General features: G+C 59.4%; 13 protein-coding genes, 1 other RNA gene and 3 pseudogenes. 2 read left to right on the top strand and 15 right to left on the bottom strand.

The window, feature by feature from the left end:
* Positions 1-15 precede the first annotated feature (15 nt).
* Positions 16-789, top strand: a pseudogene (locus BTUS_RS04010) (DDE-type integrase/transposase/recombinase); the annotation flags it as partial.
* A gap of 408 nt (positions 790-1,197) precedes the next feature.
* Positions 1,198-2,904, top strand: a complete 1,707-nt coding sequence (locus BTUS_RS04005) for an IS1634 family transposase (RefSeq protein ID WP_013074841.1) — start codon at positions 1,198-1,200, stop codon at positions 2,902-2,904.
* Here the strand turns inward: BTUS_RS04005 and BTUS_RS04000 are convergent.
* The 15 genes and pseudogenes from BTUS_RS04000 to glyQ all read right to left on the bottom strand — a co-directional run bounded on the left by BTUS_RS04000 (position 2,878) and on the right by glyQ (position 21,896).
* Positions 2,878-4,164 carry a transposase gene (locus BTUS_RS04000; protein ID WP_013074840.1) on the bottom strand — a complete coding sequence of 429 codons (1,287 nt, stop codon included), beginning with the start codon at positions 4,162-4,164 and terminating at the stop codon, positions 2,878-2,880. The two genes, BTUS_RS04005 and BTUS_RS04000, sit on opposite strands and share 27 nt — an antisense overlap.
* Positions 4,165-4,577: 413 nt before the next feature.
* Positions 4,578-4,889 (bottom strand): annotated as a pseudogene (locus BTUS_RS03995) (transposase); the annotation flags it as partial.
* A gap of 92 nt (positions 4,890-4,981) precedes the next feature.
* A pseudogene (locus BTUS_RS03990) lies at positions 4,982-5,215 on the bottom strand (transposase domain-containing protein); the annotation flags it as partial.
* A gap of 180 nt (positions 5,216-5,395) precedes the next feature.
* An RNA gene (gene rnpB / locus BTUS_RS17230) (RNase P RNA component class A) lies at positions 5,396-5,818 on the bottom strand.
* Positions 5,819-6,163: 345 nt separating this feature from the next.
* A complete protein-coding gene (locus tag BTUS_RS03975) occupies positions 6,164-7,279 on the bottom strand; it encodes a Nif3-like dinuclear metal center hexameric protein (protein ID WP_013074838.1) in 1,116 nt (371 codons plus the stop codon).
* A gap of 34 nt (positions 7,280-7,313) precedes the next feature.
* Positions 7,314-7,829, bottom strand: a complete 516-nt coding sequence (locus tag BTUS_RS03970) for a class I SAM-dependent methyltransferase (RefSeq protein ID WP_280990935.1) — start codon at positions 7,827-7,829, stop codon at positions 7,314-7,316.
* Positions 7,830-7,971: 142 nt separating this feature from the next.
* Positions 7,972-9,936, bottom strand: coding sequence for an acetate--CoA ligase (gene acs / locus BTUS_RS03965; protein WP_013074837.1), 1,965 nt, complete (start codon positions 9,934-9,936; stop codon positions 7,972-7,974).
* 91 nt (positions 9,937-10,027) lie between these two features.
* A complete protein-coding gene (locus BTUS_RS03960) occupies positions 10,028-11,167 on the bottom strand; it encodes an acyl-CoA dehydrogenase (protein WP_013074836.1) in 1,140 nt (379 codons plus the stop codon).
* Between the two features lie 149 nt (positions 11,168-11,316).
* Positions 11,317-12,456, bottom strand: a complete 1,140-nt coding sequence (gene rpoD, locus BTUS_RS03955) for an RNA polymerase sigma factor RpoD (protein ID WP_013074834.1) — start codon at positions 12,454-12,456, stop codon at positions 11,317-11,319.
* Positions 12,456-14,324 (bottom strand): DNA primase, encoded by a 1,869-nt coding sequence (dnaG, locus tag BTUS_RS03950; protein ID WP_013074833.1) that lies wholly within the window; start codon positions 14,322-14,324, stop codon positions 12,456-12,458. Before dnaG ends, rpoD begins: the two co-directional genes overlap by 1 nt.
* 369 nt (positions 14,325-14,693) lie before the next feature.
* The gene (ppdK, locus tag BTUS_RS03945) at positions 14,694-17,336 is read right to left on the bottom strand and encodes a pyruvate, phosphate dikinase (protein WP_013074832.1); all 2,643 of its coding nucleotides are present in this window, start codon (positions 17,334-17,336) and stop codon (positions 14,694-14,696) included.
* On the bottom strand, positions 17,333-18,145 hold the full coding sequence (locus tag BTUS_RS03940) for a pyruvate, water dikinase regulatory protein (protein WP_013074831.1): 813 nt from the start codon (positions 18,143-18,145) through the stop codon (positions 17,333-17,335). The genes ppdK and BTUS_RS03940 overlap by 4 nt, the downstream gene beginning before the upstream one ends.
* A 19-nt stretch (positions 18,146-18,164) precedes the next feature.
* Positions 18,165-18,797, bottom strand: coding sequence for a helix-turn-helix transcriptional regulator (locus BTUS_RS03935; RefSeq protein WP_013074830.1), 633 nt, complete (start codon positions 18,795-18,797; stop codon positions 18,165-18,167).
* Positions 18,798-18,960: 163 nt separating this feature from the next.
* Positions 18,961-21,048, bottom strand: a complete 2,088-nt coding sequence (glyS, locus tag BTUS_RS03930) for a glycine--tRNA ligase subunit beta (protein ID WP_013074829.1) — start codon at positions 21,046-21,048, stop codon at positions 18,961-18,963.
* Entirely contained in the window at positions 21,048-21,896 is an 849-nt protein-coding gene (gene glyQ, locus BTUS_RS03925; RefSeq protein WP_013074828.1) for a glycine--tRNA ligase subunit alpha, read from the bottom strand. Before glyQ ends, glyS begins: the two co-directional genes overlap by 1 nt.
* Between the last annotated feature and the right edge of the window lie 131 nt (positions 21,897-22,027).

The following is a 22,027-nucleotide window of genomic DNA, read 5'->3' as shown; positions in this document are numbered from 1 at the left end:
AAAGAGGTGAAAGGCTTGAAAGACTGGAAGAAAGCGGAGAAGCTGGCGGCCGAGCGGATGCAGATGGTGTCGCCCCTGCTGGCGGAAGGTCTGGATGCGGCCAAGGCGCGGGAGATTCGGGCCCAGCTTTGCCAACAGACGGGGCTGTCTGAGCGGACCCTGCGCCGGTATGTGGCCCGGTATCGGGCCGAGGGGTTTGACGGACTCAAACCCAAGGGCAGGGAATCCCGGAAGACAGGGGAGGCCATCCCCGACAAACTCCTGGAGCAGGCGATCCTCCTGCGGCGGGAGGTGCCCCGTCGCAGCGTCGCCCAGATCATTCAGATCCTCGAGTGGGAGGGGCTGGCCCAGCCCGGACAACTCAAGCGCAGCACCCTCCAGGAAAAGCTGGCCCAGCGTGGCTACAGTTCTCGCCAGATGCGGATGTATGCCGACGCCGGAGTGGCCGCCCGACGTTTTCAGCGCCGGCACCGCAATGGCCTGTGGCACAGCGACATCAAATACGGCCCGTATCTTCCCCTGGGTGCCGGCGGGAGTTCCAAGCAGGTCTTTTTGGTGGTCATGTTGGATGACGCCACGCGCTTTGTCCTGCACGGAGAGTTTTACCCCACCCTGGACCAGGCCATTGTGGAGGACTGTTTTCGCAAGGCCATCCAGAAACACGGCGTACCGGAATCGGTGTATTTTGACAACGGGAAACAATACCGAACCCGGTGGATGGCACGCACGTGCGCCAAATTGGGCATTCGGTTGCTCTACGCCAAGCCCTATTCGCCAGAAGCAACCGGTTATGGAAAGCTAGCCGTTATGGAAAGTTGGTGCCCGGAAACTGTTAGAGGGAGTGCCTCATCAGTAATCGGACTTTCCATAACGACCTACGCTTCACCGCCCCAGTTGTTTCAACCACGTCAGTAACTCGTGATTCTGTTGCCAAACTGTTTTTGTCAAGCACAATTTGAGCCGAGCCTTTTTCGATGTCCCTTTTTCCCCGAACCTTCAGCACGAATCCCATCGGCGTGGCGAGTTTGGTATGTCCATTATCTGGTTTATCATCCACAGGTTGGATGGTTCAGGCCATGCTGAACCCTATTTTTCGCATGTCAGATTTTGTCGAATGATGTTTTTTGAGGGGTATTAGGAGGAAAATGAACAAGAAACTCCGAATTCTCTCTGTACAAGAGTTCGGAGGGGAGAGACATGCAACTTCCGGGTGTTACGGTGGAAGTTCACAAGTTGGAAGCGGCACCACTGGTGGCCTACTTGTGTCGAGAGCTTCGGGTGGCGGAGATCATCGATGCCCACGTTGCGTGGGACCGCCATCGGACCGAGGTGAGCCCCGGCACCGCCATTACCGCGCTCTTGGTCAATCTTCTCGTACGCCGAGAACCGTTGTACCGGATCGAGTGGTTCTTCAGGGACATGGATGTGGAGGCATTGTTCGGCAATGGCATCGAGGCCGGCCACTTCAATGACGACCGCTTGGCACGGGCCCTGGACAAGTTCGCCGACGCCGATCCTTGGCACATTTATCACGAGATTGCCCTGGGATCCCCGGATGCCTGCTCCCTGGTTCTGGATGTCATCCGGTTGGATACCACCTCCTTTTCCGTGCAAGGCAGCTATGATCCGGCCGACTTCGAGGATGCGCCTTTTCGGATCACCCGAGGATACAGCAAGGACCGGCGTCCGGACCTCAAACAGTTTCTCTTTGGGCTGGGGAGCTACGGCGGGCTTCCCTTATTTGCCGATGTCATGAGCGGGAATCAGAGCGACAAGACATGGTACGGGCCATGGACAGAGCGCATCACGGAACTGTTGTCGCCAGAGGTCTGGAATACCCTGATCGTCGTGGCCGATTCGGCCTTTGTCACCGAGGAAAACCTGAACACCTACGAGAAGCGGTGGTTTATTAGCCGCATGCCGGAAACGTATCGTCTGTGTGAGGCGCTCAAGGACCGGGCATTTGCCGATGAGAGCCGGTGGATCGAGGTCGGTTCGGTGGCTCAGGAGGGGAAAGAGGCGGCGAGCGACCGGATTCAGGGGTTTGAAGAGGAGTTGTACGGGAGGACCTATCGGTTTGTGGTGGTGGAGTCCTCGGCGCTCGATCAGCGCAAAGCCAAGCGACTGGAGAAACTCGTGGCGGAGGAGGCTCAGGCGATTGAGAAGGCGGTGGCCCAGCAGGAGCGGCTGGTTTACCACTGTGAAGCCGATGCCAAGGTGGCTTTGGAAGATTGGCAGCGGCGTCATAATCGCTGGGAATTTCATCATGTCACCGGCCAGGTGGTGCAGGAAACGGCCGTCAAACGGCGGGTGGGGCGCCCTCGGAAAACCGATCCCGACCAAGGGAACGTAGAGGTTATCCGGTGGCGAGTGACCTTCACGGTGGAACCCGACACGAAGGCCATTGAACAGAGACGGCGATGGGACAGTACATTTGTCCTGATCAGTAACGTCCCGCGGACGCGTCGGGCCGACGATGCCGATCTGCTGCGGGATTACAAAGGCCAGATTGAGGTCGAGAACCTGTTTCGGGCCTTGAAACAGCCCTATTTTGTGCACGGAATTTTCGTCAAGACGCCCAAACGCGTGTTGGCCTTAGCTTACGTCTTTCTGTTGGGGCTGTTGGTGTACGCGATCATTCAACACCGGGTGCGCCAAGGGATGCGGGAGGATCAACAAACGGCACTGGCGATCGCGGGTGCGAAGTTTCGCTCTCCGACCACCCGGACGTTACTGAAAGAGTTTGACGGGTTAACCCACGTGATCGTGCGTCTGCCGGACGGGACGGTCACCCATCATCTTCAAGGGCTCACCGAGACGGGGATCCAGATTCTTCGATGGATTCGGATCCGAACGGATAACCTCTTGATGGGAGTTTCATTGCCACCGGCGGAAAGTGGGTAATCGACATCTCGGCGGGCGGGTTTTCGACATCAAGCGACAACTGAATCCTCCGAGAGGTCCTTGGTTTGTGGATATAACGTCGAACCTTGTCGAAATAGGCAGATAATCAATTTCATGTTTCGACATTCCTCGACATGCGAAAAATGGGCTGTACCGGTATTCCTTCGCCCATTTGTAGCTCTCCCGGGCAATCGGCGTGAAGATCCGCCGGTCCACTGCGAGCGCCACCCGCACCCCTCCGGCCACGGGGCACTGTTCCCGCCCTTGACACGTGATCCCGTACGCCTTGGCTGGACATACTTTTTTCAGCGTCCCCCGGTCTTTCTCGAACCCACCATTGCTCATCTGTTGCCGGGCCCCTGTCTCTGGACAGTAACAGTACACCGCTCCCCCCTCGTCATACACCACATTCGTGTGTCCCGGTAATAACCGCGTTTGCTCCCCGTCTTTCCACATCCGCCTCGTGTCGATCACGGGCTTGATCCCATATTCATCCCAGCAGCGACTCAGGAGTTTCGAGTCGTCGTACCCCCGATCCGCCGTCAGGACCTCGGCCTTTTTCAACATCTCCGGATGGCGTTTCTCCATCTCATCCAGCAGGACATGCCCTTCTTTGACGTCCGAGCGCGACCCCTTGGTCACCGTATACGCCACCGGCAATTCATGCTGAGCATCCACCACCAGGTGGAGCTTGTAGCCAAACCACCGGACCACTTTCTCCCATGTACTCCCGTCCTCGCGGGTCCCACGATAGGTTTTTACCCCGTATGCTGCATCCAGATCCCGCCGTCCGTCTTCCTTCTTTTCTTTCGAGGGACGGGACGCCCACGAGGCGATTGCCTTACTGTCCATCGCCAAACGACGCCCGAACTCCGGAAGTTCCTCACTCAGGGCCTTCACCAGCTCGTCGAACATCGATTCGATCCACGATCCGTGCTCCATCACGCTGCGGAGAAATCGGGTGTAAGCGGCTGCGCTGGGAACTGCGCGCAACCCACAGATCGACCGCAGCTGCCCGTTTCGAGAGAGTTCCCGACGTAAGCTCTCGATCGACGGGTGCTGAAACACGATTCCTGCCAACATCGAGTTCCACATCGCCCGTACCGGGTAGTCATCTCGTCCATGACCTCTCGATTTCTCCAGATGCGCCATGAGCGCTTCGTCCGGCAGATGTTCCAGAACCAGCCGGAGGCGTTCCAAGTCTCCAAGCGGCTCAATCTCTTCCCAGGAAAACAGTTCGAGTTGTGGTATAATGGCCATAGGGTGAGTCCTCCTTGTTGGATCATTTGTCTAACCACTATTCTAACAAAAGAGGACTCACCTGTCTTATTGGACTGGGGTGAATTTGTCCGAATCTATCCCTCCCCTCATTCAAAACCCCTGTCTTTCCTGGCCTTCTTTGGGGGAAAGTTTTCTGGTCCCTGCTCCTTACCCCTTATCCCTCCTGGCCTTTTCGGCATCGAAAAAGGCTCTCCGGCGTTGCTAAGCTATATCCTCGCCTCTCCACCGACCCGGTCCCTCGTTGTTGGAGGAGCGGGAGGGGTGAATGGCCAAAGGCCAGAGGGGAGGAGCGAAGCGGCTTCCCCTACTCTTTAAGCACTCTCCTTTCCACAATATGTATGTTCGGTAGAGGCTTGAGGACGTATAGGGTCTTCTGGCCTCATCCCCTTCAGATAAATCTCGGCAGGTGTGTGGTATCCCAACGATTGGTGTGGCCGCTCATGATTGTAATGGTGAATGAATGTTCTGATGGACTCCCTCGCCTCCCTGGGGTTGGCGTACTCTTTCGTGTACACCTCTTCGTACTTGAGCGTCCGCCAGAACCGCTCGGTGAAGATGTTATCCGCAGCCCTGTTCCGGCCGTCCATGCTGATTTGCACACCCGCCTCTTTCAGCAAAGTCGTGTACTGTGGACTGGTGAAATGACTTCCCTGGTCGCTGTTCCAGATCTCCGGTTTCCCCTGTTCGAGAGCCGATTGGTAAGCGTCAAACGGGGCCGGTGGCTGTTAGGCTTTTTGGGCACGCCAAATAGGCCCCACCCGACCCAAGTGATGGGGCCTGCTCTTCAGTTCAGTGTTTACGTGGCGCCTGATGGTCGACGGCGGACAGACTCCGGCAGATCGGGCGACCAAGGCAACAGTCTATCCAAGACACTGGCATCGTTGATATCCACGTTGGGCAACCGCTCAAACAGGTACCGAAGATATTCGTAGGGATTCAGCCCGTTTTCTTTGGCGGTCTCCACGATGCTGTACACCGTCGCGCTCGCCTTCGCCCCTTTCGGGGTGTTCGCGAATAACCAGTTTTTTCGATTATGTTCTTGAGAACATAACGAACAAAATGGGCATTTTGGAGCACAATAACCCCGAGGATGGAGAAGTCGAGGACGATGGTCTCCGGACAAAGTCTCCATAAGTATCCAGGGGGTTACAGTACAAAGTTTCCATAAGTTAAAAACCCACAGGGAAAAATCCCCTGTGGGTTCTGGGTCGCGGAAAGGCAACCTATAAGCCGAGTTCTGTCCTCCCGGTGGTGCGGGCGCGCCCGAAAAGGCGCTCCCACCGATCTGGAGGGGCAATCATCTATCTAGGCCGACCGTTGCCGGCCGGCTCCAGCGACCTACCCGAGCGCGCGACGGGCCACCGCATGGCGCTCCTATCCGGTCTTGCTCCGGGTGGGGTTTACCTAGCCGATGCGTCTCCGCACCGCTGGTGCGCTCTTACCGCACCGTTGCATCCTTGCCCGATCCCGCACCGGGAACCTCCCGGGGCGGGCCGTCGGCGGTCTGCATTTCTGTGGCACTTTCCTTAGGATCGCTCCCACTGGGTGTTACCCAGCACCCTGCCCTGCGGAGCTCGGACTTTCCTCGCATGCGGCCTTTCGGCACTGCACGCGCGATTGCCCGGTTGCCTTTCCGCGTGGTTAAAAAAGAGGGTCTCAGCTTTTCATTATAAGCTATCGACTCTCGGACCGCAATGGAGCAATTTTCCATACACAAAAGTGACATCGGCCGCCGCGCTCAGACATGCTCGTTACCGACTCCAACCCATCGAGATTGCGACCACAAACTGAGCATTTTTGCTCAAAGGCCATCATCGCGTGAATGCAGGTCATCCCAATGGCAAACAGCACAGCCGCCGCTCCATCAATCCCCCATGCCAACATGCCCCGCGCCATGGTCGATCGGTCCTCCTGTCGCCGAAGCCTCCTGAACCCATCCTATGACCCAAATGAACTCTCCATGACACGGGGGACTGTATCACACAAAAGCAAACGGCTCCCGAATGCGGTCGCTCGGAAATACCTCCAGGAGAGTCCCGAGGGCTGCGGCCCTCGCCTGTAGATAGGCGACGATCACGGGAACGATCCACCGTTCGGTGCTGTAGTGCCCGGCGTCGATAACGGGCAAACCCGCCGCCAAGGCATCCAGGGCGTCGTGATGTTTGACGTCTCCGGTTAGAAAAGCGTCAGCCCCCTTCTTCCTCGCCTCCTCAGCCCACCCCATACCCGACCCACCGAGGACGGCCAAGCGAGAAACGCGTTTCGTTCCCTCCCCGCAAAACCGCACCCCGGGCGCATCCAGCCGCTCTTTGATGAATATGGCCAACTCTTTCAAGGCCATGGGCTGTGCCAAAGTGCCGATGCGCCCAATCCCGAAGGTTTTGGCGGGTTGCTCCAAAGGGTAGACATCATAAGCCACCTCCTCGTAGGCATGGGCAGCCAACATGGCGTCCACCACCGCATTCAGTCGGTCGGCGGGAACCACCGTTTCCAAGCGGATTTCGTCTACCTCTTCCAGCTTCCCCACCGATCCTATGTACGGATTCGCGCCTTCCTCCGGCTTAAACGTCCCCTTACCGGGAATGTTAAACGTACACGAACTGTAACCTCCAATCCACCCCGCCCCTGCCGAGCAGACGGCATCGAGCACCCGGCGGTGGTGATCCACGGGCACGAAAACGGCCAGCTTGAACATGCGCTCGTGCCGCGTGGGAGCAAGCACCTCGACGTCCAAGAGCCCCAGACGCTCCACCAGTTGATCGTTCACGCCGCCTGGCACTACATCGAGGTTGGTATGGGCATTGTACACCGCAACGTCGGCTTGAATCAGCCGGCGTAACATCCGGCCTGCGGGGTCGTCTTCCCGAATGCGATCCGCAGGGCGATAAAGAACGGCGTGATGAGAGACCACGAGCTCCACTCCCCGGGCCACCGCCTCCTCCGCCACGGCCGGGGTCAATTCCAGGGTTGCCAAAACCTTTGTCACCGGTTTCGCGGGATCCCCGAGCTGCAGCCCCACTGGATCGCCGTCAATGGCCAGTGCCGGTCGGGCCCACTCGTCCATCCACGCGACGATATCTCCGACTTTGACCATTGCTAAACCTCCTGTACGTCTCCGGGCGCTTCGTTCACCGGGATTCGGCTCTGCAACGAAAAGAACGGAAGAACGACTCGCCGGGGGCATCCGGTTTCATCGCCGCCATGACTTCATACCGCCGCCCCCGGTCTTCAACCTGCCCGTCCTCTGTCACCCGCCATCCAGATTCCTGCCACCACCGCCGAAGAGCGTCCGCATGTTTCATCGGCTGGGCCACCACCAAGGTATTCGGCCCTAGCTTGTCCATGCCCCGGCGGAGGATATCGATGATCGTGAGACCCCCCATCCCCGCCAACACCACGACTTCCACCTCGCCAGGCTCCAAAGGGTCCAGACCGTCACCGAGCCTCACCGACACCGGGGCATCTTCACCCAGACGGGCTCGGACGCAAGCGCGCGTTCTCGCGTACGGGCCTGACCGCTTTTCCACAGCGATCACCCGTCGAGCCCTCCCGGTTTCAATCAAGCGGCAGGCGAGCATACCGTGATCACTCCCGATATCGGCCACAACGCGGCACTCTGGAACCATCTGCTCCACCTTTTCCAGTCTTGGACCATAACGAATCGCCCATCATCTCCTTGAACCTTACCGCCGGTGTGGCCGGACAATCCAAACCTCAATCAGGACTTCAGACCCAAGAGCACCGCGCACTCAGCCCCCTCACGAAGAGCCGTCCGCCCCCATCATACTAAAACCCCGTTCGGCCGCGCAAATTCTCCAGAATCCGTTCCACCGCATCAAAATCCTCCAGCCCGGTGGTGTCTCCCTGGACCTTCCCTTCTTGGATCAACTCCCGCAACATGCGGCGAATGATCTTCCCGGAACGGGTTCGCGGCATAGTCTCCACGATATACACCTGGGCCGGTCGGGCAAAGGATCCGATCTCATCCGCCACCCACTGCTCCAATTCCTTCTCCAGATCCGGCCCCCGCTCAGCTCCGGCCTCCAGGATGACAAAGGCCACCGGGACCGCCCCTTTGACCGGGTCCGGCCGGCCCACCACCGCCGCCTCCACCACTTTCGGATGAGTGATGAGGGCGCTTTCCATCTCCATGGTGCTGATCCGGTGGCCGCTGACGTTGATCACATCATCCACCCGCCCCAACACCCAGAAATGCCCATCTTCGTCCCGAATGGCGCTGTCACCGGTGAAATACACGCCGGGCATCACGTTGAAATACGTATCCACGTACCGTTGCCGATTGCCGAAAATATCCCGGGCCAGGCTCGGGAACGGCTTGCGGATCACCAGGAACCCCGGGGTGCCGTCCGGCACCGGATTTCCGTCCCCGTCCACCACATCCAAGGAATGTCCATAAAATGGCACTCCGCAGGAGCCGGGTTTCATCTCCACCGCTCCCGGCGCCCCGGCCAGAGGGGTCCCCCCCGTTTCCGTCTGGCCCCAGGTGTTGTTGATAACCGCGCGCCCGCCACCCAGCACGCGATACACCCATTCCCAAGCTTCGGGATTGAGCGGCTCTCCCACCGAAGCAAACAACTCCAGCGTCGACAGTCGGTACCGCCGAGCCAGTTCCTCGCCATTTTTCACCAACATCCGATAAGCCGTCGGCGCCGAAAACAGTTTATTGACCCGGTACCGCTCCACCATCTCGTACAATCGCCCGGGGTGGGGATAATCCAGCGCCCCTTCGTACAACACCGTGGTCACCCCGAGGGCCAGCCCGCCGACCAGGACGAAAATATGCGAAGTCAACCAGCCGATGTCAGCGGTGTTCCAGTACACATCCTCGTCCCGGAGGTCCAGTTGATATTTTGTGTAAGCGTAGGTCCCCACCAGGAACCCGCCCCCGGCGTGCACGATCCCCTTCGGTTTCCCGCTGGTACCGCTTGTGTAGATCAAGAGACCCGGCTCATTGGCTTCCATGGGCTCCACCGGGCAGATGGGCTCCGCTTCCGCCATCAGTTCGTGCCAATCATAATCCCGCCCGGGAGTCATGGGCACCTGCTCGTCGGAGCGCCGGTACACGATCACCGTTTTCACCGTGTCGACCCCTTCCAGCGCCCGATCGACATTTTCCTTCAAGGGAATGGGGCGGCCCCGGCGATAGCTGCGGTTGGCGCAGACCACCATCTTCGCCTTTGAGTCCACCACCCGCTCCCGGAGGGCCTCGGGAGAAAACCCGGCGAACACCGTGTTATAAACAGCCCCGATCCGCAGAATCGCAAGCAAAGCCACAAAGGTTTCCGGGAGATTCTGCATGTAAACGCTGACCACATCCCCTTTTTGAATCCCACACTTTTTGAGGACATTAGCAAATTTTTGGACTTTCTCGTGCAAGCGAAGGTAGGTGATGATTCTCCGTTCTCCGTTTTCCCCCTCCCAAAAAATTGCGACTTTATTGCGCCGAAAACCCAGGGCGTGCCGGTCCACACAGTTTTCACTGACATTCAAATATCCGCCGCGGAAAAAGGAAAAGTCAGGAAAATCTCCTTCCATCACCGTTTCCCAGGGCTTGATCCAGGTCAGTTCCGAGGCCACTGCCGCCCAGAAGGACTCCGGGTATTCTACCGACTCCCGGTAGAGAGACCGATACGCCTCTTCCCCTTGGACGTAGGATTTTGGCACATAAGTAGCTGGAGGTGCAATTTTGCGACTGTCTTGGATTATCTTCGGGCGATCTTGGTCCAACATGGCCTGTCTCCTTTCAGATTTTTCGTAAATCAGCAGGCCGGAGGAAAAGGTATTCCCCCGGACTCCGCTATCATTATATCATCCACTCGGATCAACATCCGATTTCCCGGGCAATAACCAGTCGCTGAATTTCCGAGGTGCCTTCTCCGATCTCCATCAATTTGACATCTCGAAAATATCGCTCCACCGGATAGTCTTTCATATATCCGTACCCGCCGTGGATCTGGATCGCTTGGTCACAAGTCCGCATGGCCATTTCCGAGGCGAACAATTTCGCCATGGCCGCCTCTTTTTTGAATGGCCGGCCTTGATCTTTCAGCCAGGCCGCTTTGAGCACCATGGTCCGGGCCATCTCAATGTGCATCGCCATATCGGCCAACTTAAACTGAATGGCCTGGAATTTCGAAATGCTCCGGCCGAATTGGACCCGTTCCTTGGCGTAGGACAGAGCCGCTTCGTACGCCGCCCGGGCGATCCCCACCGACAGGGCCCCGATGCTGATTCGCCCGCCGTCCAGAGTGATCAAAAACTGCTTATACCCTTCACCCACGGCCCCGAGAAGATGATCTTCGGGAATCACGGTCTCGTCGAGAACGAATTCGACGGTATTGGAACCACGGAGCCCCAGTTTCTCGTAGGTGGTGGTCACTCGAAACCCGGGGTTATCCGTGGGCACGATAAAAGCGCTGATCCCCTTGGCGCCCTTCTCCCGATCCGTGACCGCGGTCACCACCACACTCCGGGCATACCCCGCATTGGTGATAAAATTCTTCGACCCATTCAACCGCCAAAATCCGTCCTCAAGCACCGCCGTCGTCCGGGTTCCCGACGCGTCCGAACCTGCCCCCGGTTCCGTCAGGCCAAAGGCCCCCAGGCCCTCTCCTTGTGCGAGAGGAACGAGATACTCCCTTTTCTGGGCCTCGGTCCCAAAGGCGTAAATCGGATACGACCCAAGCGAGATATGGGCGGCGTAACTGAGGCCCGTACTCGCACAGGCCCGGCCAATCTCCTCGACGGCGAGGGCATAACTCACCGTGTCACCTCCCGCACCGCCGTATTCCTCGGGGAACGGAATGCCGAGAAAGCCAAGTTCGCCCATCTTTTTGAACGTCTCAATAGGGAAGCGCCCGGTTCGGTCCACCTCTGCCGCCTTCGGCGCCACTTCCCCTTCTGCAAAATCCCGTACTGCGTCGCGAATCATCCGTTGTTCCGTCGTCAGGTCAAAATCCACCCGCTATCCCCTCCCCGTCCGACTGAGCGTTCGTTCAATTTTATTATACGATCGGCGGGGGAATTTCCGCAATCCAGAGTTCTCGGTCCACCGACAAAAAAAAACGACACCCGCCCGCTCGCGGATGTCTTGCATCGGGATCTTCCTTTTTACTCCAGAAAATCTTTCAGCCGCTTGCTCCGGCTGGGATGGCGCAGTTTGCGCAGGGCCTTGGCCTCGATCTGGCGAATCCTCTCCCGGGTGACGCCGAACACCTTCCCGACCTCTTCCAGGGTCCGGGTGCGGCCGTCGTCCAAACCGAAGCGCAAACGCAACACATTCTCTTCCCGCTCCGTCAGGGTATCCAACACGTCCTCCAGTTGCTCTTTGAGCAACTCGTAGGCCGCGGCGTCGGCCGGCGCCAACGCGTCATCGTCCGGGATAAAATCCCCCAAATGGGAGTCGTCCTCCTCGCCGATGGGCGTTTCCAGGGAAACCGGCTCTTGGGCAATCTTCATAATCTCCCGCACTTTGTCCGGGCTCATATCCATCTCCTCGGCGATCTCCTCGGGAGTGGGATCCCGCCCCAACTCCTGCAACAATTGCCGGGATACCCGGATCAGTTTGTTAATCGTCTCCACCATGTGAACCGGAATCCGGATGGTTCGCGCTTGATCGGCGATGGCTCGGGTGATCGCCTGACGGATCCACCACGTCGCATAGGTGCTGAACTTGAACCCCTTGCGAAAGTCGAATTTCTCCACAGCTTTGATCAGTCCGAGGTTGCCTTCCTGGATGAGATCCAGAAACAACATCCCGCGTCCGACATACCGTTTCGCGATGCTGACCACCAGCCGCAGATTGGCCTTGATAAGCGCCGCCTTCGCCTCTTCATCCCCTTGCTCAATCCGCTTGGCCAGCTCGATCTCCTCTTCCGCCGAAAGGAGGGGAACCCGGCCGATCTCTTTCAAATACATCCGGACGGGGTCGTTGATCTTGACGCCGGGGGGAACGCTGAGATCTTCCAGGTCGTATTCCTCGTGATCCTCTTCTTCTGCCGGATGTTCGTTGTCCTCTTCCAGGACAAGATCTTCTTCGTTCTCATTGAGAACCTCGATCCCCTGTTCCGACAGATAATCGAAAAACTCGTCCATCTGATCTGGATCTTGCTCAAAAGGAGCCAATCTATCCATAATCTCGTGGTACGTCAGAGCCCCGCGCTTGCGACCCGTCTCCACGAGTTGTTGTTTGACCTGCTCAAGGGATTCCTCGGGCTGCCGCTCCTTGTTGTCATCGCCCGGCTCCGTCATCACCGAATCCCTCCTTCCATACGGGACTGCGAAAAAACGCCCTGGTGGTTCTTCAACGCGTCGATCTCCTCCCGGAGGCTTTTCATCTGTTCTTGAAGTCGATACATCTCTTCAAACCGACCGGCCCGGGCGGCCTCATCGAAAGATTCCCGGACCTGCCGCAATGCGTCTTCGTATCGGGCCATCCGCCACGTTGCGAAGCAATCCTCTAAACTCCACCCCGCCCGGCCTTGATCTCGGCGGCGTTCATGTTCCATAATCAGAGAAGTCACCACCGAGCGCACGGCGGGATCGTCCACCGTTTCCAAAAAGGCGGTGGGATCCGCTGTCCCTCCATCTCCGTAATACCGGTACAGATGGGCGGCCAGTACGGCGTGGCTTTCAACACAAAATTCGTCAGCCACCACCTCTTCAACTTGTCTGGCAGCCCCCGGATCGAGTAACATAGAGGTGAGCATCTGGCGTTCCGCCGCAACGTGAGGCGGATAATGGTTCATCTGCGGTCCTGTGGTGGGATCTATATTAGTATTCCACTTGTTGCCATGCTTATCCCTCGTCAAGGTCTGTCTTTGTCTCGCTTCATCTAGATCGTGCCTTAACGCCTCGAGGGATATATGAAACTCACTTGCCAGACTCTGCAGATGGGTTTCCGCTTCCACAGCCGATTCTTCGTCCGCCAGGACATTCAAGGCTTCTTGCAAGAAGGATACCCGATCCTCGACGTTGGAAAGCGCCCGCCGGTCCCGGAGGTCCGCCAATCGAAACGCCGTCAAACTCATGGTCTCTTGTTCCAGCACCCGCTTCATGGCCTCCGGTCCCTTCTCCCTGAGAAGGTCGTCGGGGTCCATCCCTGGGGGAAGGCGAACGGCTTTGGCTGTCACCCCCACGCGTTGCAAGAGGAGTCCCGCCCGTACGGCTGCGCGCCGACCGGCGTCATCGCCGTCGTAGACCACAATGACTTCATCGACGTTGTGCTTCAACATGCTGGCCTGTTCTTCGGTCAGTGCCGTCCCAAGGGAGGCCACCGCCGCCGTAAAGCCGGCCTGGTGCATGGCCACCACATCCATATAGCCTTCCAGGAGAAACGCTCGGCGAGTCTTCCGGAGGGCCGATCGCGCCTTGTGCCACGGATAGAGATGGCGACCCTTGTGAAAAAGCGGCGTTTCAGGAGAGTTCAGATACTTCGGCTCCCCCCTGCCGAGAACCCGGCCGCCGAACGCCACGACGCGGCCTTGTCCGTCCCAGATGGGAAACATCAAACGGTTCCGGAACCGATCGTATCTGCCGTGTTCCCCCGTCGCCCCCAACCCGATCTCCATTAAAAGGACCGGGTCGAGCCCCCGTCTCTCGAGAAACGCCATCAGCGAATCCCGGGACGCAGGTGCGAGCCCCAGCTGAAAATCGTGGGCGGTGGTAGTGGAGATGTGTCGTTTTTCAAGATATGTTCGACCCGGCCTCCCGTAGACCGTATTCAACAGCAGATGTTGATACCACTTGGCGGCGAGCTCGTAGGCCCTGAGTGCATCCCGCCGTTTCTCGGCGTACCCCGATTCTTCTTCGTCCTCTTGGACATCCGGGACCGGGATCCCCGACCGGGCTGCGAGCTTCCGGACGGCCTCCTGGAACGCAATGCCGTCGATCGCCATGAGAAAATGAATAACAGTGCCGCCTGCCTGACAGCCAAAACAGTGATACACTTGCTTCTCCCGCGAGACGGTAAAAGACGGCGTCCGTTCGGAATGAAACGGGCACAGGCCCACGTACGAGCGCCCAACCCTCCTGAGGTGTACATATTCACCGATGACGTCGATAATGTCCACACTTTGCCGCACACGATCAATGAGATCTTCCGGAATCCGCCTGGCCACGATGTCCCTCCTCGCCCGAGAGACAGGAACAATACGTCAATTCGACACTACTCGACAAACTCCTGCAGCTCATCACCACCGTTTAAAATTCCAACGTAGATAAAGTATTCTACAATCCACTCCAAATTCCTGCCCCGGCGACAGTCCGACAGCAGATTCGACGAATTTCCAGCGAAACCGTCAAAAACCCCTGAAAGCTGTAAAGGCCCGCTCTACATATTTACGTCTTTTCCTCAAAAAATCCTCCCGCCGGATCGATCGGCGGGAGTCAGCCACAAAAAATTCACTTTCGACACACGTAGACAAGCACATCGACATCACCCGAGTCCACCGGCCCCTGTGTCGAAAGATCATTCCCCCCCCACAGCACTATCCCAGGGCGGCCCGGGCGGCGGCCAATCGCGCGACGGGCACCCGGTAAGGGGAACAACTGACATAATCCAAGCCCACGTTGTGGCAAAAAGTGATCGAACGAGGATCGCCGCCGTGTTCGCCGCAGATCCCCACCTTGAGCTCAGGATTCGCCGTGCGCCCCTCCTGCACGGCCCAGCGAATCAACCTGCCCACCCCCGGCTCATCCAGCACCATAAAGGGGTCGGCGTCGAGAATTCCCCCTTGAACATAGGCGTGGAGAAACTTTCCCTCGGCGTCGTCGCGGCTGAACCCGAAGGTCATCTGGGTCAAATCGTTGGTGCCAAAGGAGAAAAAGTCGGCCTGGGCGGCGATCTCCCCGGCGGTCAGGGCGGCCCGGGGCACCTCGATCATGGTGCCGACTTTAATGGGCAACTCCACGCCCTTCTCCTGAAGAACCCGCTCCGCCTCCTCAATCACCTGGGCCCGAAGGATCTCCAGCTCCCGGTGATGCCCGACGAGGGGGATCATGACTTCCGGCTTCACGGACACACCCCCGGCCGCCAGCTCAGCCGCCGCCTCATAGAGCGCCCGGACCTGCACGCGATACACTTCCGGGAAGGTGATGCCGAGCCGGCAGCCCCGATGACCCAGCATCGGATTGGCTTCGTGCAACACCCGGACTTTGCGCAACAAACGTTCCCGCTCCCGCAGGCGGTCCGGGTCGTCGCCCCGCTCCCTCAGCTGCGTGACCTCCACCAACAGGTCTTCGAGGTTGGGGAGAAACTCGTGAAGGGGCGGATCGAGCAGGCGCACCGTCACCGGCAGCCCGGCCATGGCCCGGAGAATCCCGACAAAATCTTGCCGTTGCAAGGGGAGCAATTCCTCCAGGGCTCGCCCCCGCTCCTCCTCGTCTTCCGCCAGAATCATCCGCTGAACGATCGAGACCCGATCGGGCCCCAAAAACATGTGCTCCGTCCGGCACAAGCCGATACCCTGGGCGCCAAACTCCCGGGCTTTGGCCGCATCTTCCGGATTGTCCGCGTTGGCCAAGACCGACAGTTTCCGCACCTCATCTCCCCAGGCCAACAACTCCTGAAACTCCGGCGACAACACCGGGGCCACCAAGGGAGCCGCCCCGAGGTACACCTGTCCCGTTCCGCCATCGATGGTGATGACGTCCCCTTCCCGGATGGTCCGACCGTCCTCCACGAGGAATTCCCGCTTGCGAAAATCGATCCGCACCGATTCGCACCCACACACGCAAGCTTTGCCCATACCCCGGGCCACCACGGCGGCGTGGCTGGTCATCCCGCCCCGGGACGTCAAGACGCCTTGACTGGCCACGATGCCGTGGATGTCTTCCGGCGTGGTCTCCGACCGGACGAGAATCACCGCTTCTCCCTCGTTGGCCCTCCGAACCGCCTCATCGGCATCGAACACCACCCGGCCGCTGGCCGCCCCCGGGGAAGCGGGCAACCCTTTCGCCAGCCGATCCAGATCGGCCGCCTCGTCAATCCGCCGGTGCAGCAGCTGGGTCAAACTGTCCGGATCCACCCGGCGAATCGCTTCCACGCGGTCGATAATTCCCTCTTTGGCAAGATCCACCGCCGCCTTCACCGCGGCCTGGGCGGTGCGTTTTGCCGCCCGGGTCTGGAGCAAAAACAGCCGTCCCCGCTCCACCGTAAACTCGATGTCCTGCACGTCCCGATAATGGCGCTCCAACTTCCGGGCGACATCCAGGAGCTGGCGGTAAACTTCGGGCATTGTTTCTTCCAGCTGGGCGATGGGCGAAGGGGTGCGAATCCCGGCCACCACATCTTCTCCTTGGGCATTTAACAGAAACTCCCCGTACAGCTTCGCCTCCCCGGTGGCAGGATTCCGGGTGAACACCACCCCGGTGCCCGAATCGTCTCCGAGATTGCCGAACACCATGCGCTGGATATTCACCGCCGTGCCGAGATCTTCCGGAATCCCGTGGATTTTGCGGTACACCACCGCCCGCTGATTGTTCCAGGACGAAAACACCGCCCGCACCGCCCCCAGCAACTGCTCTCTCGGATTCTGGGGAAAGGGTCGCTTGGTCTCCTTTTCCACCAACTGTTTATACTCTTCAACCACGTTTTTCCAATCCTCGGCCGAAAGTTCGGTGTCCAATCGCACTCCCCGGGCGGCCTTCTGCTCGTCGATGATCTGTTCGAAGGCGTAGTGGTCCACCCCGAGCACCACGTCCCCGTACATTTGGATAAAACGGCGATAGCAATCCCAGGCAAACCGATCCTGCCCCGTCCGCCGGGCCAACCCCAAAACGGTGTCATCATTGAGTCCCAGATTTAGAATCGTATCCATCATCCCCGGCATAGAGAACACGGCCCCGGAGCGGACAGACACCAGCAGCGGCCGATCGGGATCCCCCAGCTTCAGCCCCGTGCGCTCCTCCAATTGCGACACAGCCTCATCCAGGGCGTCGAGCAGCCCCTCGGGCCACTCGCCCCCGGCGGCAAAATACGCCCGGCACGCCGCTGTGGTGATGGTGAAACCCTCGGGGACCGGCAGCCCGGCCCGGGTCATCTCCGCCAATCCTGCACCTTTTCCCCCCAGCAAATCCCGCATCCCGGCGTTGCCCTCATCAAAGGCGTAAATCTGCTTCACCTGTGTCATACCCGGGTTCCCCCCCGCTTCAGAATGTCGAGCACGATACTGGCCGTCTCTTCTACCGCCTTACTGCTGACGTCGATAATGGGACAGCCGATTTTTTTCATGATCCCTTCGGCATAATCCAGTTCAACCAGAATTCGCTCCAGAGTCGCGTAATTGGCCTGGGCCGTCAATCCCAAGGACCGCAGGCGTTCAGTCCGGATCTTGTTGAGTTCCTCCGGGTGGATCGTCAAACCGATGATCTTTTTGGCCGGGAGGGTAAACAGTTCCTCAGGCGGATCCACCTCAGGAACCAGCGGGACATTGGCCACCTTTAACCGCCGGTGCGCCAAATACATGCTCAGGGGCGTCTTCGACGTCCTGGACACGCCGATTAAGATCACATCGGCCCGCACCAGCCCCCGGGGATCCCGGCCATCGTCGTATTTGACCGCGAACTCCACCGCCTCCACCCGGCGAAAGTACTCCTCGTCCAGCTGATGCACCAAGCCCGGGCGAAGCTTCGGGGGCGTGCCAAAGGCCTTTCCGAAGGCATCCATCATCGGCCCCATGATGTCGACAGCGATCACCCCGCCCTCCTCCGCCAGCCGAGCGATCTCCCGGCGCAACTCCGGAAGAATCAGTGTAAAGGCGATCAGCGCCCCGTCCTCCCGGGCGGACTCCACCACCTCCCGGAGCGTGGATACATCGTCGACAAAGGAAATTCGGTGTACATCCACCCTCCCTCCGTCGAACTGACTGGCGGCCGCCCGCACGACGAATTCCGCCGTCTCGCCGACCGAATCGGAAACCACGTAGACAATGCGCCGCATAAAGCTCCGGATCCCCTCCTCAGATGTCCCGGCCCGATCCCAACTCGACGAAGATTCGGGCGATCGTCGTCTTGGTAAAGCGGCCGACCACTTCAAGTTGTTTGTTGTGGGCATCCATGACCCGGACGACCGGCAATGCGTCGATCTGATAATCGATCAGCTTCGTCGCGGCCTCGTAAACGTTCTCCTCCGGCGTCACCACGATGATATTGGGCATCCGGGTCATCGCCAAGCCCACCGGCACTTCCCGAACATCCTGGGCGCCAATCGCCACTTTCAGCAAGTCTTTCCGGGACACCACACCTGCCAGGACCGCCTGATCCCGAACCACAAAAAGCGTCCCCACGTCCTCCAAAAACATCGTCACAATGGCGTCGTACACCGAAGTGCCCTCGCTGACCACCACCGGGACCGACTTGTAGTCCTTGACCTTCATTTTGCGAAGCTGGTCGGCAATCACTTCCCCCATGGGCTTGCCGACGTAAAAATACCCCACCCGGGGGCGGGCGTCCAGAAACCCGGCCATGGTCAGCACGGTCAAATCCGGTCGAAGGGTCGCCCGGGTCAGATGTAACCGTTCGGCGATTCGTTCCCCGGTAATCGGTCCCTCTCGGCGTACGATTTCAAGAATCTGCTCTTGCCGCTTGGTCAATTCGATGGTTCCTCACCACCCCCGGCCCGAATGATCACGCTGCATGTGGAAAGGGGTGTCGGTCAATGTGTTATACTTTTTGGCTATTATGCCGTATATCGTATATACTAATTGACCACCCTCCTTTCCGCAAGGGAGGGTGGTCAAAGATGGCACACCGATTTTACGGCAGTACCACTTGCCTCCAGTCGAGCAACAGATTGTAAACGTCCGCCACATCCCGCAGGAGGCGCAATCGATTCTCTCGAATCTCCTCGTCCTCCACCAGCACCATCACCCGATCAAAGAACGGGTGCACGGCCCGATTCAGGTGGCCCACGGCGTCAAGAGCCCTCTTTTCGTCCCCCGCAGCCCGGGCCGCTTGCAACTCCCGGCGCGCCAGCCGGGAGGCTTCGTGGAGGGCCCGTTCCGCATCGTCCTGGAACCGACCCGGGTCCGGCTCCCCGGCGAGGCCTTCACCCTTTTTCGCGAGATTGTGCACCCGCTTGGCGGCTTCGGCGGTCTCGTAGAGTCCGGGGTGGCCTTCGTCAGCCAGGCCTTCATAAAATCGCACCCGCCCGATCAGGACAGCAAGGGGCTCATCGGCTCGATGGAGAATCGCATCCACCAAGTCGTGCCGCCGGCCTTCCTCCAACAGCCAAGTGCGGAGCCGGGTCGTGACAAAACTGTCCAAATCCGCCCGCCACGTCCCGCCGTCCTGAAACCCGCTGGCGCGCAAAGCCGCCTCGGCGAGATCGAAGATTTCGCCCAAGGTGATGGGGATCTCCAGATAGCGCAAAATCTGGAGCAGCCCCAGGGCGTTCCTGCGCAGTCCGTAGGGATCCTCGGAGCCCGTGGGCCGAATGCCGGCGTAGAAGGAGGCGCACAGGGTATCCGCTTTGTCTGCCACAGCCAACACCGTGCCCGCCGGACTGCCGGGCAACTCGTCCCCCGGGAACCGCGGACGGTGATGCTCCAGGATCGCCTCGGCCGCCTCCGGTCCCTCCCCGGCTTCCAGGGCATAATAACGCCCCATGACCCCTTCTAGCTCCGGGAACTCATACACCATGTGGGTGGCCAGGTCGAATTTCAGGATCCTGCCCGCCGCCTCCATCGTCTCCACTTCCCGGGGAGCCAAACCGAGCCTGTCCGCCAACTCCAGGCCCACCCGGCGCACCCGTTCCACCTTGTCGTACATTGTGCCGGCGCCCTCTTGGAAAACGATGTGCCGCAACCGCTCCATCGCTCGAATCGGGGCGATTTTCCTGTCTTCGTCGTAAAAAAACTTTGCATCCGCCAATCGCGCCCGCAGGACCTTTTCGTTCCCCGCCCTGACCACGTCCAGCCGGTGGTCTCCACCGTTTCGCACCCCCACGAATCCGGGAATGAGACCGCCGTCCCCGTCCACCACGGGAAAATACCGCTGGTTTTCTTTCATCGTCAGCATGATGACTTCCGGCGGCACCTGGAGAAAGTCCCGATCAAAGGCCCCGGCGAAAGCCGTCGGCCATTCCACCAAATGCACCACTTCCTCCAGCAGCTCCTCGTCGATCACCGCCTGGCCTCCGATCTCTGCCGCCGCCCGGCGAACCTGATCGACGATCACCTCTTTTCTCCGCGCCACATCCACCATCACAAAGGCCGCGTCCAGCACATCGACGTATGCCTCCGCCCGGGGAATCTCCACCTGCCCGGGATGAAGGGTTCTGTGCCCCCGGCTGGTGCGGCCGGTTTTCACGCCGGCCACCTCCGCCGGCACGATCTCCTCCCCGTATAGGGCGACCAACCAGCGAATGGGCCGGGCAAACCGGACATCCCCTGTCCCCCAACGCATCGTTTTCGGGAACGAGAGGCCGAGGACAAGTTCCGGGATATAGCCGGCAAGAAGCTCCGGGGTCCGAAGGCCGGCTTCTCGCTTCAGCGCGTAAACGTACACGCCCTGGGGCGTCCCCCGCTCCACCAGATCGTCCACGGCCACTCCCTGACTTCGGGCAAACCCTTCCGCCGCCTTGGTCCAGCGGCCATCTGGTCCTTTCGCCGCCTTCAGGGACGGCCCCCGAACCTGGAATTCCCGATCTTCCTGTCTTTCGGCCAGATCCGCCGCGTACAGCGTCAGGCGGCGGGGGGTGCCGTAAACCTGTAATGCACCATGGGCGAGGCCTTGCGCCTCCAACCACTCAGACATTTTCACCCGGAGTTGGTCCAGGGCTTCAGGGACAAACCGGGCCGGCAACTCTTCCACGCCGATTTCCAACAGAAAGGGTGCCGCCATCACTCCCGCCCCCCTTCTCCGACATAGGCTTCCGCGCACAGGCGAGCCAACTGGCGCACCCGGCCGATAAAGGCTGTCCGCTCGGATACGCTGATGGCTCCCCGAGCCTCGAGAAGATTGAACGTATGGGAACACTTCAACACATAATCGTAAGCCGGAAGGGCCAGCCCCGCCTCCAGGGCACGCCGGGCTTCCCGCTCATAGGAGGAAAACCATTCAAAGAGCTGCTCGGCATCGGAAACCTCGAAGCTGTATTTCGAGTGCTCGTACTCCCCCCGCAAAAACACGTCCCGGTAAGTCACGCCCTCCACCCAGACCAGGTCGAACACGTTGTCACACTGCTGGATGTAGGAGGCGAGCCTCTCCAGCCCGTAGGTGATCTCCGCCGCCACGGGCCGGACGTCCAATCCCCCCACCTGCTGAAAATACGTGAACTGCGTGATCTCCATGCCGTCCAGCCACACCTCCCAACCCAACCCCCAGGCCCCCAGAGTCGGCGATTCCCAGTTGTCCTCCACAAACCGGATATCGTGTTCCTCCGGGTCGATGTCCAACCTGCGCAAGCTTTCCAGATACAGCTCGAGGACGTCCTCGGGCGAGGGTTTGAGAATCACCTGATACTGATGGTGCTGGTACAATCGGTTTGGATTCTCGCCGTACCGCCCGTCCGCCGGGCGCCGGGAAGGTTCCACGTAGGCCACCCGCCACGGGTCGGGGCCGAGCACCCGCAGAAAGGTCATGGGGTTCATCGTCCCGGCTCCCTTTTCCACATCGTAGGGCTGGGCCAGCACGCAGCCCCGGCCCGCCCAAAACTCTTGCAGCCGCAGAATCATCTCTTGAAAGGTCATGGCCATCCTCCGCGTTACGCCTCCTTTAAAACATCCTGTCAAAACCTCTGCAAACAAATAAAACCATCCCCGCCCCATAGGGACGAGAGATGGTTCTCCCGCGGTTCCACCCTACTTGATCCGCACCCCCG

It is taken from the genome of Kyrpidia tusciae DSM 2912 (genome assembly GCF_000092905.1).
Lineage (GTDB): Bacteria > Bacillota > Bacilli > Kyrpidiales > Kyrpidiaceae > Kyrpidia > Kyrpidia tusciae.
The sequence above is the reverse complement of the archived record's forward strand: the minus strand, read 5'-3'. Positions and strand labels throughout refer to the sequence as shown.